The sequence below is a fragment of the Synechococcus sp. PCC 7502 genome (assembly GCF_000317085.1).
Taxonomy (GTDB): domain Bacteria; phylum Cyanobacteriota; class Cyanobacteriia; order Pseudanabaenales; family Pseudanabaenaceae; genus PCC-7502.
The window spans coordinates 2,051,235-2,063,972 of record NC_019702.1; the positions used below are offsets into that span (position 1 = coordinate 2,051,235).

At 38.7% G+C, this 12,738-nt stretch carries 19 protein-coding genes; 8 read left to right on the top strand and 11 right to left on the bottom strand.

The features are described 5' to 3' along the window. Entirely contained in the window at positions 1 to 1,323 is a 1,323-nt protein-coding gene (locus SYN7502_RS10045) for a low-complexity tail membrane protein (protein WP_015168723.1), read from the bottom strand. A 53-nt stretch (positions 1,324 to 1,376) separates the two neighbouring features. On the opposite strand from SYN7502_RS10045, the gene SYN7502_RS10050 reads away from it, so the two are divergent. From SYN7502_RS10050 to SYN7502_RS10065, 4 genes are all read left to right on the top strand, one after another. Beyond that, complete coding sequence (locus SYN7502_RS10050; RefSeq protein ID WP_015168724.1) at positions 1,377 to 2,930, top strand: SagB/ThcOx family dehydrogenase; 1,554 nt, start codon at positions 1,377 to 1,379, stop codon at positions 2,928 to 2,930. A gap of 116 nt (positions 2,931 to 3,046) precedes the next feature. Further along, entirely contained in the window at positions 3,047 to 4,282 is a 1,236-nt protein-coding gene (locus tag SYN7502_RS10055; protein WP_015168725.1) for a hypothetical protein, read from the top strand. Further along, the gene (locus tag SYN7502_RS10060) at positions 4,275 to 4,868 is read left to right on the top strand and encodes a hypothetical protein (RefSeq protein WP_015168726.1); all 594 of its coding nucleotides are present in this window, start codon (positions 4,275 to 4,277) and stop codon (positions 4,866 to 4,868) included. Before SYN7502_RS10055 ends, SYN7502_RS10060 begins: the two co-directional genes overlap by 8 nt. 10 nt (positions 4,869 to 4,878) lie before the next feature. Then, positions 4,879 to 5,418: a hypothetical protein gene (locus tag SYN7502_RS10065; RefSeq protein WP_015168727.1), complete on the top strand. Its 540-nt coding sequence runs from the start codon at positions 4,879 to 4,881 to the stop codon at positions 5,416 to 5,418. 28 nt (positions 5,419 to 5,446) lie between these two features. Here SYN7502_RS10065 and ruvX read toward each other — a convergent pair whose 3' ends face one another. Continuing rightward, a complete protein-coding gene (gene ruvX / locus SYN7502_RS10070) occupies positions 5,447 to 5,869 on the bottom strand; it encodes a Holliday junction resolvase RuvX (RefSeq protein ID WP_015168728.1) in 423 nt (140 codons plus the stop codon). 164 nt (positions 5,870 to 6,033) lie between these two features. Between ruvX and SYN7502_RS10075 the strand changes: the two genes are divergently transcribed. The 4 genes from SYN7502_RS10075 to SYN7502_RS18890 are packed head-to-tail and all read left to right on the top strand — an operon-like array spanning position 6,034 to position 7,044. Then, complete coding sequence (locus SYN7502_RS10075) at positions 6,034 to 6,345, top strand: transposase (RefSeq protein ID WP_015168729.1); 312 nt, start codon at positions 6,034 to 6,036, stop codon at positions 6,343 to 6,345. Then, a complete protein-coding gene (locus SYN7502_RS20975) occupies positions 6,299 to 6,460 on the top strand; it encodes a hypothetical protein (RefSeq protein WP_246828903.1) in 162 nt (53 codons plus the stop codon). The genes SYN7502_RS10075 and SYN7502_RS20975 overlap by 47 nt, the downstream gene beginning before the upstream one ends. 38 nt (positions 6,461 to 6,498) lie before the next feature. Then, a complete protein-coding gene (locus tag SYN7502_RS10080) occupies positions 6,499 to 6,867 on the top strand; it encodes a transposase (RefSeq protein ID WP_246828904.1) in 369 nt (122 codons plus the stop codon). Positions 6,868 to 6,879: 12 nt separating this feature from the next. After that, positions 6,880 to 7,044 carry an SAF domain-containing protein gene (locus tag SYN7502_RS18890; protein WP_256377875.1) on the top strand — a complete coding sequence of 55 codons (165 nt, stop codon included), beginning with the start codon at positions 6,880 to 6,882 and terminating at the stop codon, positions 7,042 to 7,044. Positions 7,045 to 7,054: 10 nt separating this feature from the next. On the opposite strand, the gene SYN7502_RS10085 is transcribed toward SYN7502_RS18890, so the two are convergent. The 9 genes from SYN7502_RS10085 to SYN7502_RS10125 all read right to left on the bottom strand — a co-directional run bounded on the left by SYN7502_RS10085 (position 7,055) and on the right by SYN7502_RS10125 (position 12,473). Further along, positions 7,055 to 7,519, bottom strand: coding sequence for a hypothetical protein (locus tag SYN7502_RS10085; RefSeq protein WP_015168730.1), 465 nt, complete (start codon positions 7,517 to 7,519; stop codon positions 7,055 to 7,057). A gap of 47 nt (positions 7,520 to 7,566) precedes the next feature. Continuing rightward, complete coding sequence (locus SYN7502_RS10090; RefSeq protein ID WP_015168731.1) at positions 7,567 to 8,061, bottom strand: DUF1269 domain-containing protein; 495 nt, start codon at positions 8,059 to 8,061, stop codon at positions 7,567 to 7,569. 59 nt (positions 8,062 to 8,120) lie between these two features. After that, a complete protein-coding gene (locus SYN7502_RS10095) occupies positions 8,121 to 9,530 on the bottom strand; it encodes a PRC-barrel domain-containing protein (protein WP_015168732.1) in 1,410 nt (469 codons plus the stop codon). Between the two features lie 94 nt (positions 9,531 to 9,624). Further along, positions 9,625 to 9,825 carry a hypothetical protein gene (locus tag SYN7502_RS10100; protein ID WP_015168733.1) on the bottom strand — a complete coding sequence of 67 codons (201 nt, stop codon included), beginning with the start codon at positions 9,823 to 9,825 and terminating at the stop codon, positions 9,625 to 9,627. Positions 9,826 to 9,961: 136 nt separating this feature from the next. After that, positions 9,962 to 10,243 (bottom strand): hypothetical protein, encoded by a 282-nt coding sequence (locus tag SYN7502_RS10105; RefSeq protein WP_015168734.1) that lies wholly within the window; start codon positions 10,241 to 10,243, stop codon positions 9,962 to 9,964. 56 nt (positions 10,244 to 10,299) lie between these two features. After that, the gene (locus SYN7502_RS10110) at positions 10,300 to 10,743 is read right to left on the bottom strand and encodes a hypothetical protein (RefSeq protein WP_015168735.1); all 444 of its coding nucleotides are present in this window, start codon (positions 10,741 to 10,743) and stop codon (positions 10,300 to 10,302) included. 298 nt (positions 10,744 to 11,041) lie between these two features. Next, entirely contained in the window at positions 11,042 to 11,512 is a 471-nt protein-coding gene (locus SYN7502_RS10115; protein ID WP_015168736.1) for a hypothetical protein, read from the bottom strand. Between the two features lie 70 nt (positions 11,513 to 11,582). Beyond that, entirely contained in the window at positions 11,583 to 11,828 is a 246-nt protein-coding gene (locus tag SYN7502_RS10120; RefSeq protein WP_015168737.1) for a GlsB/YeaQ/YmgE family stress response membrane protein, read from the bottom strand. Between the two features lie 54 nt (positions 11,829 to 11,882). After that, a complete protein-coding gene (locus SYN7502_RS10125) occupies positions 11,883 to 12,473 on the bottom strand; it encodes a hypothetical protein (RefSeq protein ID WP_015168738.1) in 591 nt (196 codons plus the stop codon). Positions 12,474 to 12,738 lie beyond the last annotated feature (265 nt).

The following is a 12,738-nucleotide window of genomic DNA, read 5'->3' on the forward strand; positions in this document are numbered from 1 at the left end:
TTAACTTTCTGAAGTAGGCGTAGTTGGTGATGCAGATTCAATTTCAGGAACAGTTTCTGTATTTGGATTAAATTCATTTGAACTAATAGCAGAATTTTCTTCTGAAGTTGTAGGAGAATCCTCTGTAGATATTTTAGGAGATACTACCTCAGCCTTAGCAATGATCTCTTTAGTCCGAATTAAAAGTTGTTCAGTTATAGCATCCTGATTTACTATGTCTCCCTCAGTGGGTGGGGATTCAGGCTCTGCCGTAGGAACTGTAGGTACCTCTAAATTAGTTACAACTGGCTCTGGGGGAGTAGGAATTGGAACTTCTATAGAGACTTGAATTGCTTCCGTTATTGGTGCTGATTGGGGAGCCTCTATATCTGGGGTAATAGGAACTAAGGTCTCTACTAAATTAGTTACTTCAGATTCAGGAGATTCTGCTTGTGGTTCTTTTCCATCTGATGTTAAAACCTCTGTATCGCTTGTATTATTAACTGGATTATCAATAGCAACTTCTGGGGCGATCGCATTTGGTGCAGATACTGGCTCAACTATAGGGATAGGTTCTTCTGGGATAGTTTCAGAAACTGGTTTTGGTTGAGTAATTTCTGGTGTTTTTACTTCTGGTTTAACTGTGGGAGTATCTTTCCGTGATTGTGTTTGATCTTTAGGTTTCGGCTCTAATATCGCTTCTTGAATATGAGAATCTGAAATCAAGTATAAGAGGCGTGGCGATCGCTTACCTAGACTAGTAAAAGCCGAATTAATATTCTCTATAGGTAAAGGGTTGAGTTGATTTAAATCAGCCTCGGAACGCAAAAGCACCCTAATTGCCACCGCTCCCGCTTGCAAAAGTAAATTACTTACTAGAAAAAACGCTAACCACCAGATAATTCCAATAATTCTTAAACCGTCGGGTAATGGTAATACATTTTCAACCAAAGGCGCCCCCGCATAGATTTTACAGAAAATGGCATCAATTAAAACCCCGAGGGCGATCGCTACTAAAACCGTTTTAAATTCCTTAACAACCGTTAAAATGCGACGTTCATTATCATCGGTTAACTCTAGGGGCTTGGCAAATAACCATACACTAAATGGCGATAGGGGCTTCCACCACTGCAAAATTACTGGTAAAGCGATCGGGGGCAACCCTAAAACTGTAATCTCTAACCATTCAGGTAAAACTGGATCACCAACGCCTAAGCCTAGCATTCCTATAACTAAGGTGAGTGGTACTGCTGCTAGCAAAGCTATGTGAAACCATAGGAAGGGTTCTGCTTTTTGATAGTTGGAATTTAAGACATTGCCATTTGATAATTCTTGTTGAGCCATTTAGGTTATCCAAAGAGCGTATAATTTTAAGTTACCACGGGATAGCCTAACTCATGTCTGAAACTAAAACTTCCATAGCGCAGTACTATCATGAGCGCACTAAGTATGACCCTGAAACTATTGCTACAAAGGGAAGAGCTTTGGATTGGGATCAGCAACCTTCTGCCTTTAAGGTTTATCAAGTTGGTAAGGTTTACGATCTAAAGATGTATCTGACCGAAGATACTCCAAATAATTTTATTGCGGAAAAATGGCAACGACTCTCTCGGCTTTTGCTTTGTAGCTATGGACTAACCGCTAGAATTCGCACAGTCAACGGTGATATGTACCTGCGATCGGCACCATCGGCGGGGGGACTCTATCCAGCAGAAGTATATATTATTGCTAATAATCGCTCATTTTTACCGCCAGGTATTTACAACTATCAGCCTCAAACTCATGCCCTTGTGCATTTTTGGGAATCAGATCAAGTGTGGGAGCGTTTACAAGTTGCCTGCTTTACCCATCCTGTATTTAGGATTACGGATTTTGCGATCGCCACTACAGGGGTATTTTATCGATCAGCATGGCGGTACCAAGATCGGGCATATCGGCGCATTTTCCTTGATACAGGGCATTTATTAGGCAATATTGAACTGGCAGGAGCAATTAATGATTTCCGTCCTTACCTACTCGGTGGCTTTGATGATCAGGTAGTGAATGATTTGCTGTATTTAGATAAAACCCAAGAAGGAGCGATCGCTATAATTCCCATCCTTGATTTAAAAGATGATCTACCAGCAAACTCATCTCAAATTGCCCAAATTTTGACTACTGCCCCCACTGCCCTAGCTTCTGGCACAAATACTGACTATCCCCGCCTTGCCGATGGTGAACTCTTAGGCTACTTACATCAAGCTACGGAAATTCATAGCGAAATCCAGGGGGCTGGATCGGATTTGAAAATCGCAAAATCCCTAAATAACTTTGAGGATAAGTATAATTTTCCTTTCTGCACCAAGGTTTCAACTGTTACTAATTCTCTTAACTGGGGCACAGAATTAGAGGACTTAGAAAGTACAATCCTAAAACGGCGTTCTACCCGTGCTTTTACAGGGGAGCCTTTAAGCCTAGAACAGTTAAATACGATTTTAGATTTTGTCTATCAACCCATTCACTACATTAATCAGGGTTTAGATGGCGAGCCAGATTATTTCGATCTAAGTTTAATTGAAACCTTTATTGCCGTGTCTGCGGTTACAGGACTGGAAGATGGTTGCTATTACTATGCCCCAATTACTGAAGAGTTTCGCCAAATTCGCTTTAAAAACTTTCGTAAAGAGTTGCATTTTCTGTGCTTAGGACAAGACCTTGGACGAGATGCGAGTGCGGTGATTTTTCATACTGCCGACTTAAAAAAAGCTATAGAAAAGTATGGCGATCGCTCCTATCGGTATTTACATTTGGATGCTGGACATTTAGGACAAAGATTAAATTTGGCAGCGATTCAGTTGGGCTTGGGAGTTAGCGGAATTGCAGGATTTTTTGATGATCAAGTGAATGAGGTTCTGGGTATTCCTACGGATGAGGCAGTTTTGTATATTACGACTCTGGGTTATCCAAATTAGTTGCTATTTTTAGGATGTTTAGAAAGAGATCTCCATTGTAACAATAAGCAAAGCCTTGTGTCTGTCCGCTAAAATATACCCATAAAGTTTGGTTGATTACTGGTTGATTAATAATTATGTCCGATCGCCTAAAAACTTTCCGCAAACTCATGTCGTCTTTTGAAGGTAGTTCTAATCCTCAACGGGCGATCGAAAAGGGATTTTATATTGATTTACCTAATAATCCTGTAGGGGAAATTGCTCGGCGGGTGGAATTGCGTCCATCATCAGTGCATCTTTTATTGGGCGGCATCGGTTCAGGTAAAACCACCCAATTACTACTGGCTACAGAAAGACTCAATACCCTAGAGGATATAAAAGCGATCTATGTTGATATCACTCTCTACACTGATATATCTGACCTTCAACCTGGTGCATTAATAGCGATCGCTGCATTAGAACTTCTGAAATTATTAGATGAAGAGAAAATAACTTATCCAGAACGATACAGAAAAACAATAAATGATATTGCGCTTGGATACACTGAAACTAGAGAAGTTCTTTCTTTAGAGCAAATGATTGCACAAAGAAGTATAAGAATGACTATAAACGCTCCAAGAACTGAAGTTATTCAGCACAAAGGGCTTTTAGAAAGAAAAACAGAAAATGGTAGTAATGATCTAACAAGAACATTTTTTAAAATTGGTGAGAAAGTTAGAGAAACACTTGGCAAAAAAATCACTTTCTTTTTTGATGGATTGGATCGACTTAGTAACTCTCAGATTTTTATTAATTCAGCGTTGAAAGATGCGATCGAGATGAAGAAGTTTGGCTTTGGATCTGCACTAGTTGGTTCTGTAATTACAGCATACAAAGAGAGAGAAACTATTGAAAGCTTTGCGGGTGAGTTGTACTACATACCATATTTAGATGTTGAAGAACATGATGAAGCCTCTAAATTCTTTACAAATATTTTGGCAAAGCGAGATACCGATAATTTTATTACCGAGTCAACTAGAGCATTATTAATTTCTAATTCGGGAGGGGTTTTACGCGATCTAATGTCATTAGCTCAATCTGCCATTGAAGAAGCTTATTTTGATGGCTCTGAAAATATTGATTTAGTTCACGTTGAAAAAGCAGTTTGGTCTTTAACTCGTTCAAAAGTGGCAGGTTTAACTAAGGAAGGGTTAGAAACCATCAAACAAGTTTTAGCAGGGAAAAATTTCTTTCCCCAAACCCCAGAAGATTTGGAACTATTGGTTGGCGGCTATATTTTAGAGTACAGATTTCCGTTTAGACGCTTTGCTGTTCACCCAGTTATAGCCAAATATATTTCAACTCAAATTACTGTGAGTGTTGTAAGTGGATAAATTATCTTTAGATGAGTTATTGATTAAAAGGATTATCCATCTTGATAGTAATATTTGGGCAGTGCTGGTAGTGAAATCTGAGGATATACCCTCTACAGTTGTGGACTTACAAGATACTCTGGAAATTTTTATTAAGTCTGAGATTGCCGTTATTTCTGGTCAAAATGGCGTAAGAGAACTCATAGAACAAGTTAAAAAAGCAGAGCAAGACTATATCCTACTTTGGCAATTAGAATTATGGCAAACTGCGGACTGGAAATCTTTTGATGCGTTACGAAGCCGTTTGGATAAAGGTGACAAAGGCGGACTAATTTTGCTTACCGAGGAATCTACATATTCGTTGCTACATAATGCGCCTAATTTTGCTAGTTGGCTAGGTGCAAAGGTTTTTTACTTTGAAAAAGATGCAGAAATATTAACTGAGGAAGAAGCTCATATTCGACTTAGTGCTTTACAAGAGTGGACTGGAAAATCCAATGATGAGGTAATTAAATTAGCTGAAAACCTTCAACTTCCTCACGATCCTGAATACGCCGAGTGGTTAATTTTACTAAATCGAGGAGATTTGCTTGAGCAACAAAAGTAGCTGGAAGGAAATGTGTAAAGAAATTCAGAGTCGCTCATTTGATCACACTCCACTTGAAGTAAAAAATGCCAAGACTTTAAGAGCAGAAATTTTAAACATTCTCAATTTAGCTTCAGGTAAAAAGATTCTATCCAATAAACCTGATGAAATCATTAAATTACTAAAGCTTCAAGATTCATCTGAAGTCAAACAAAAAGGATATTCTGAAATTTTGGGAGGAGCCAAGAACTTTAAGCGTAATCCAGAAATTCCACATTTCAAGCTCCATAGCGGCTGCTGGTTCGATTTTGCAATTACCCTTGATGAAACAATCACACCTGCTCAAATAATTGCTTTCGATTTTGAGATCCGCTATCCTCCTGAAGTTTCAAAATGGTTTTTAAGATTTGATCTCAACTTGCCAGATCATGACAATGATGTCAAAAATATGCGCTTTCACTTTCATCCCAGCAATGATGACATCATGATTCATAGCCCGCCGATGTCACCGCTAGAGATCCTTCATTTATTTTTGTATGGGATAGAGATTCCTGAAAAGCAACGTTCTTAGCAAGTTTATTTCCGACCTGAGTTAGGTCTTATTTATGGCGTTTTATCTCAAGCCACTGTTGCAAAATTAAAGCTGCTGCCTTGCGATCAATTAGTGCCTTGTTATCTCTTGGCGAAATTCCTGAGTTCATCATCATTTGCTCTGCTTCAAAGGAGGTAAGGCGTTCATCCATAAACTCTAAATCTAGTTCTAAATGTTTAGCGGCACTGTAGGCAAATTTCTGTACATGCTTTGCCTGATAGCCAATACTACCGTCCATATTGTAGGGTAGCCCCACAACTAAGATATTAACTTCTCGTTCTATGACTAATTGTTGAAGTTCTGCCATATCCTGTTGCCAAGACTTGCGAAAAATAGTTGTGATCCCGTGGGCAATCAAGCCTGTGCGATCGCATCCTGCCACACCAATCCGTTTACGACCCACATCTAAGCCTAATGCTGCTACGATCAATTACTTTTCCAAATAATTTATAAGCTTATTTTACATCTGTAATTTATACAAAATTTATACGACTAATATTGAGAGTTATCTAGCTTGAAGCCTAATTATACCAAATCGAGGAGTATAGAGCCTGTTTCATATCTATTATGAGCAAGATTTATGATGCTTAGAAAATGCTAAATCCATACTCAAGTAGCCTAACAGATAAAGAATGGGAAATTATAGAACCATTGCTCCCAAAGAAAAAGCAAACTAGACCGCCAACTTGGACAAAAAGACAAATTTTAGACGGCATACTCTACCAACTCAAAAACGGTTGTAATTGGCGAGATATGCCCCGAGACTTACCACCATTCTCTACAGTGTATCGATACTACAAGGAGTGGAAAGATACAGGTACATTTACTGCGATTATGGAAGCTTTGCATGCAACAGCCCGTGAACAGTCAAAAAAAATCAAAATGGACAACTTTAATCATCATTGACTCACAAGCAGTGAAAAATACTTGTAATGCAAGTATAGAATCCAAGGGCTTCTGCTCCTACAAAGCAACTAACGGGATCAAAAGACATTTAGCCGTTGACACTCTGGGTATTTAACAAGAGCAAATGTATCAGATGACCAAGGACTGATTGAGATGTTAACGTTTAACATTGATTACTTCAAATCGAAGCCAGATGACATTACCCTAACTACGATATTGCTGGATAGTGGTTATCATATCGAAAAATTGACGACTGATTTACAGAAGGTTTATCCTGAGATTATGACTAAGATTAGGTTTGAAATTTCTCCTAAGGTATCAAAGCAACAGAAGGCAGAAAAAGGTCTGTCTGGGTTTGTAGTTGTGCCGACAAGGTGGGTAATTGAAAGGTCAAATGCTTGGGTTGAAAGATGCAAAATCTTAGTTAAGAACTTTGAGAGAACTCTCGTTAATGCTACAGCTAAACTCAATCTTTGCTTTATTCGCTTGATGCTAAAAAGAATTGCTACTCATGAGATATGAAACAGGCTCTACATTGCAGAGGATATGAAGGCAGGTGATATATTCACCAATGAAAATCTCAGGGCAATTCGTCCAGGCTTTGGTTTGCCACCAAAATATTATGATGTCATCATTGGTAAGCAGATTTCAAGGGATGTAAAACTTGGAGAGCCTCTAAGCTGGGATTTATTGACATAAGACTTTTTACTTAATTACAGCCTGCAACGGATACAGTATAAGTATTACCAATGGCATTAATTCCACCAACAAATACATTGACCTGAAACGGCTCGCCCTGCGATCGGGGGATGCCTTCTAACCTTAGGGGTTGTCGTACTTTAACTGCCACATTGTCTCTTTTATCTACTTCCGTACTGCTATTGTCGCTGTATTTTAGGTTTAATTTCACATCATAGTTGGCATTATTTTCAGGAATAATAGTTGCTACATAGCGATTAAAAGAACGCCCACCCGTCACAGCAAAATCAGTATTCCAATTATTATTAGTTACGAGTGTACTAATAGGAGAAACAGTTTTTTGTACTTTAGTACCATTAGCTCCGATGACTTTAAGGGCAGAACAGGTTTCAGCTTGGATAGGAAGAGCAAAAGATAAGCCTAGAAGTAGTCCTGTAAGTCCTAAAACCGTGATTTGTGTTGAATTTGATAACATATAAATCTCCTTAAAATTATAAAATTATGCGATATTTCAGAAGCATTTTAGGCTCTTGATAAAACGGCTTGGAGTTTTGCTTCGTCATCATAGGAAAGCGAAGTTTTCAGAACTTTACCTTCAAATTTGCTGAGGTCTTCTAAGACTTTATCGGAAGTGGCTTTTCTCACTAATACAAAAATTGCAGAGGTACCGGGTTCGATCGCTTTGCCCACATCTCGGATAAAGTTATCATCAATCCCAATATCTATTAATGATCCTGAAACTGCGCCTGCTAATGCCCCAACTGCCCCAATTGCCCAACCCAAGAGGGGATTAAAAAAGATTAAACCAAATAGTAGTCCCCAAAATCCCCCACTTAATGCGCCTGAAGTCACAAGTTCTTGAGTTTGTTTGATTTTTACTTTTCCTTCATTGTCCCGAATTACGATCGCCGCATCTTCTAAATCTATTAAATGTTCCCGTTGGAGCTTTCGGAGTTCTAGGATTACCTGATCAGCCGTGAATTCATCCTTAAAACCAACCGCAATTAGACTACTCATATATTTTCCTACTTAGATTATTGGAGATGATTGGAAGCGTAAATTTTCCTATTCATTTGTTACTCAACCAAAGCTGCTTTCCCAGCTTCAGGAGCGCGTAATTCTTCCAAAGATAGCTTCGGGGTTTCTGTGTAAACTGAATCCAGCAAAATTTCTAGGACATCAGCTTCACGAGCAATAGCGATCGCCTGATGGGTAATTAATTCACCGACATTAAGAATCACCTCGTCATTCCGATCAAGAATAACCCTAGTCACTGCACGACCTAAAGCCCCATTAATTCTCTTATCTTCAATTACTTGAGTTCCATGCTCCTGGAGATTGCTAGCAGTTTCTTTAACTTTTTCCCATAACCCTTTAGCTCCATCTTTAACCTGTGTCCCCACATCAGAACCCGTAGTTTTTAAGGCATCAACTGTGGTTAATCCCACCGCCTCTAATAGAGCTTGTTCTTGATGATGGGTTTTAGCTCTAGCAATTACTTGGGGAGTGACAATTTGTCCTTCTACTGCCACAACCGATCCTTCAGATGTAAACACTGTCCTATGCACTCGCCGTCCTTGAGACTGTTCTAAACTAATATTGGCAGTCATACCTACTACAGCATCAGTTATCTTCTCTCCTAATCTGCCCCTGACATTACCGCCTGTGGTTCGATAGAGTTCGTCGATCATCCCGTGGTTACGAGCCACCAGAATATCGGCTTGATTTACAACCTGACCTTCTTGAACTATGATTACGCCTTCGGGAGTTATCAAGGTTTTTTGAGCAATTTTTCCTAAGATAAAATCTTCCTGCTCTTCAGGATTGACAACAGCATTTGTCAGCTTAGTATTTGCCATCTGCGTAACTTCTTGTAACTTCTCTCCTGTCAGTTGGGCAGCTTCTTGAGCCTTTTCACCTGCAACATGGGCTATCTCTTGAACTTTGCCACCCACTGTTTCAAGGGTTGCCCTAATTCCTCCCACTTGTTCTTCCATTAATTCAGCAGTTTCAGAGGGAACAAACGCCACATCTTCACCAATTTTTATGGTATTGGGAGCAGGCACAAAAGAGCGACCAGAATAGGCATCAGCAAAAATACCTCCCGAGACTTCGTAACCTTCAATCACCCCACTAATATCATCAAAGTAAAGGTCAATCATAGTTCCTAAATCACGACCATCAACAGTCATAATCCGAGTACCTCTAAGAATATTATCCCTTGTTAGGATATTCTGAATTGCAGGATAGTTAGTGGCTGGGGAAATAGCATCCGCAGAGGGAACAATTATTGCATCAGAACCGATCGCAGTGATCATACTTAAAGGCACCACCAAAGCATCACTAAACCAGCCTGCTTCATCTACTAGAAATCCTAATAGTAAATTACTCTCTTGATCAAAAATCAAATCTACAACTGTCTTCAGCTTTTCTCCAGAGTCAAAGGCAACTACTGGCTTACCAATCATATCTCTACCATTTCGCATTGTAATTACTCTCCAATTCCTTTTCTGTCATAAACTAAAACTGATACCTACTCAAAAAGCAATTCTAAAATTTTCTCTTTCACCAAAGATGATCTTAATTAGTAGAATTATTAGACTTATTTATTTGTACTGGCATTTGAGTAGAAGTGCTAGTTGGTTTGGGTTCTTTACCAGTATCGGGAATAATATTAATTACACCGAAGTATTCCAATGCTATTGTGCCAAGGGCAGCAATCAATAGTCCTAAACCAATTGATAAAGCTGGATTAAATTTTTTTCCTACAAGTCTTGGCATATATCCTCTCGATTAAATTCAATGGATAGAATGGATAAATTTAGAATTACTTACCCATTAGTTAGCGAACTGTAAGTATGGAAATTCGTTTTCTAATGGATAAGTTAACTCAGAAATACTGGAATGATTCCCAATATTACTTTTGATGTTCCTTGTGTTCTATGCTATCTTTCACAGACTCAATCACATCACTTGCCTTGTGTTTGGCTTTCTCTACGCCTTTACCAATAGCATCTTTAGCCCGTTCAGCCGCTTCTTTAGCTTTCTCAAAATTCTCCTTAGTACCTTCGGTCACATTCTCTACTAAGTCTCTAGCATGATCTCCTAAATCTTTATTAGAATTATGTTCATCATGAATATCGTGATTTGCTTTTTTGGCTGCTTCTGCGGCTTGATCGATTTTGTTATCTATACTCATAACAGTTTCTCCTTTGTTAAATTGAAAAATCTATTTGGAAATTCAAATCTTGAGTTTTACTGTCCAAAAAATTCCTTGACAGAATCAACAGCCTCACCCACAGCATTTCCAGATTTGTTTGCTAATTCTTTGGTTTTATCCATAACTTCATTAGTGCGATCGCCAATGGCATTTTTGGTATTTTCCGCCGCAGTTTTGAGATTACGGACATTTTGTCTATTTGTAGCATCTATATCTTTAGCTGCTTCACTTGTGTTATTTCCCATTTCTTTAGCAAGGTCATTCACTTTGGCAACTACCTTATCTCCTCTACCATCATGAAGATCACGGGTTAATTCCTTGGTGGTATCCGTTGTTTTATTAGTTGCAGTATCTATTTGCTGACCAAAGCTAGCTGCGATCGCATGAGAATTAGAAAATGTAAATTGCAGAATTAATGCTAAAGCTACCCCAATTACTAAATTTCTAATCAAACCAATAGTATTTTTAATATTAGTCATTTATTTCACCTCTTTGTGTAATCTATTGACATCATCAGCATTACATCCTGTTGCTTGAAATCATGTTTGATGGTTGTATAAGTTGCACAAGTTGTCTGAAATTGACATAAACCTTCACGTTTTGCCTTACTATCTATTCAATTTCCGATAAATTCTAGGGTATAGACATCCTTGAGCTTTATATAAAAACTACGACAGATAAAGTCATAAACATCATCTATCGTACTTATTCAAATAACTCGAATTGGAAGATCACCTAGGGACTAACTTACTTAATACTCAATAGGAATTAAGCAATTCACTGACCATTAGTAGTTTTCGTAGGTGGAACTACAAAATTAGGAGTGGTGGTAGTAGTAGTGGAAGGAACATTAACATCAACCTTGGGGACAATTACCGTAGGAGGAGGAACGTTAACCTCAACCTTAGGAGCAGGCTGTGCAGGTATATTAACTTCAACATTTGGAGTTGTCTGGGGTGTGGCATCTTTAGTTGTTGTGTTATTGCGCTCAATCACGGTTGATTTATTCTCTTTAATTATATTAGTTGCTCCTGGTAATACAATTGTCGAACTTGGGCGATTATTCAAATAATATAAGCCTGCTCCTACTCCCGTAGCCAAAATGAGTAAAACCGCAATAACTAATCCAGTGGCACTATTATCACTCCGCGCCCTAGAGGTAGTTTGTTCAGTTACTCTATATCCATCTACAGGCGTGATCGGATTAGATGTTACTTTTCTAGTAGTGATTTCTTTTTCATCATCCATGATTTTTAATAATCTCCATTTTGTTGTTAAGTGAATGAGAACTAATTACTTCTCATTATTCATTTATGTTCTAAGCTGATCTGATGAGACGTAATCCAAATAAGAGGATCACGGCACCAATTGTGGCAACGATCAAACTGCCTAGCAATCCGCCGCCCGCAGAGACGCCAAAGGTACTGAATATCAGCCCGCCCAGTAATGCGCCAATGATGCCGACTACAATGTCACCCACCAAGCCAAAGCCGCTGCCCTTGACTAACTGTCCTGCTAGCCAACCAGCCGCCATGCCAATTAAAATAAACCAAAGAATATTCATATTTTTTCTTTCTTGCCTTTCAAGTGTTTGAATTTACGGATTTTTTACTAACTGTTACCACAAGCCTCGAACTGGCGGATTGACAGGTGCGGGAATAGGAGCTGGTGCATTATAGGGAATTGGGGTGACTTGACGAATCACTGGTTCTCTATAGACAACTGCTTGTGGCTCATACATCCACATTGCCCCAACCACGGGAATAGTTGCTAGACAGCATTCAGATTTATACCAAATCCGTTTTCCTTCTTCTAAACCTTCACTAGCAGGACTTTCTGTAACTGTACAATATCTGCGAGTTTGGGAAATTGAAAATGCTCCCTCTTTCAGTAGTCCATCACTGATGGCATCGACATAGGGTCCACGATAGATACCTTGAATCACATTGCGATTATAAAGATAGACAGATGATCCTACTTGAAGATTATATTTACTAAACATCCAATAGGGAACGTAGTAATTATGGGCTTCTACTTCTCTTCCTTTAAAGGTAATGATATTGCCAGAAATATTCTGAATTACCTGTGGTGAAGAACTATCTATAAACTCACCTGTTTCTGCTTGGGCTGATGTCACTCCGATTAATGCCGTGGAGGCGATCGCAATTGACATCGTAGTAAAAAAGTAACCTAGACTTAACTTTTGCATGACCTTAATCCTCCAAAAACTTTAATTTCAGTGCATGAGTTGCTGCTTGTACTCTTTCACGATTGCAGGAAAATGATTGATGTCATGATTGACGAGAATGAAATGATTAATGTAAACACAAAACTTATTAAATGCTTAAAAAGCTGAAATCAGAGTGGAGCGATCGCAAATTTGTAAAAATTATTTGATCAAAAATCAATCATATATTTTATGTTTGTTACATTTTTTAGCTTCACACCATAAATATTTTGCCGATTTTTGTATA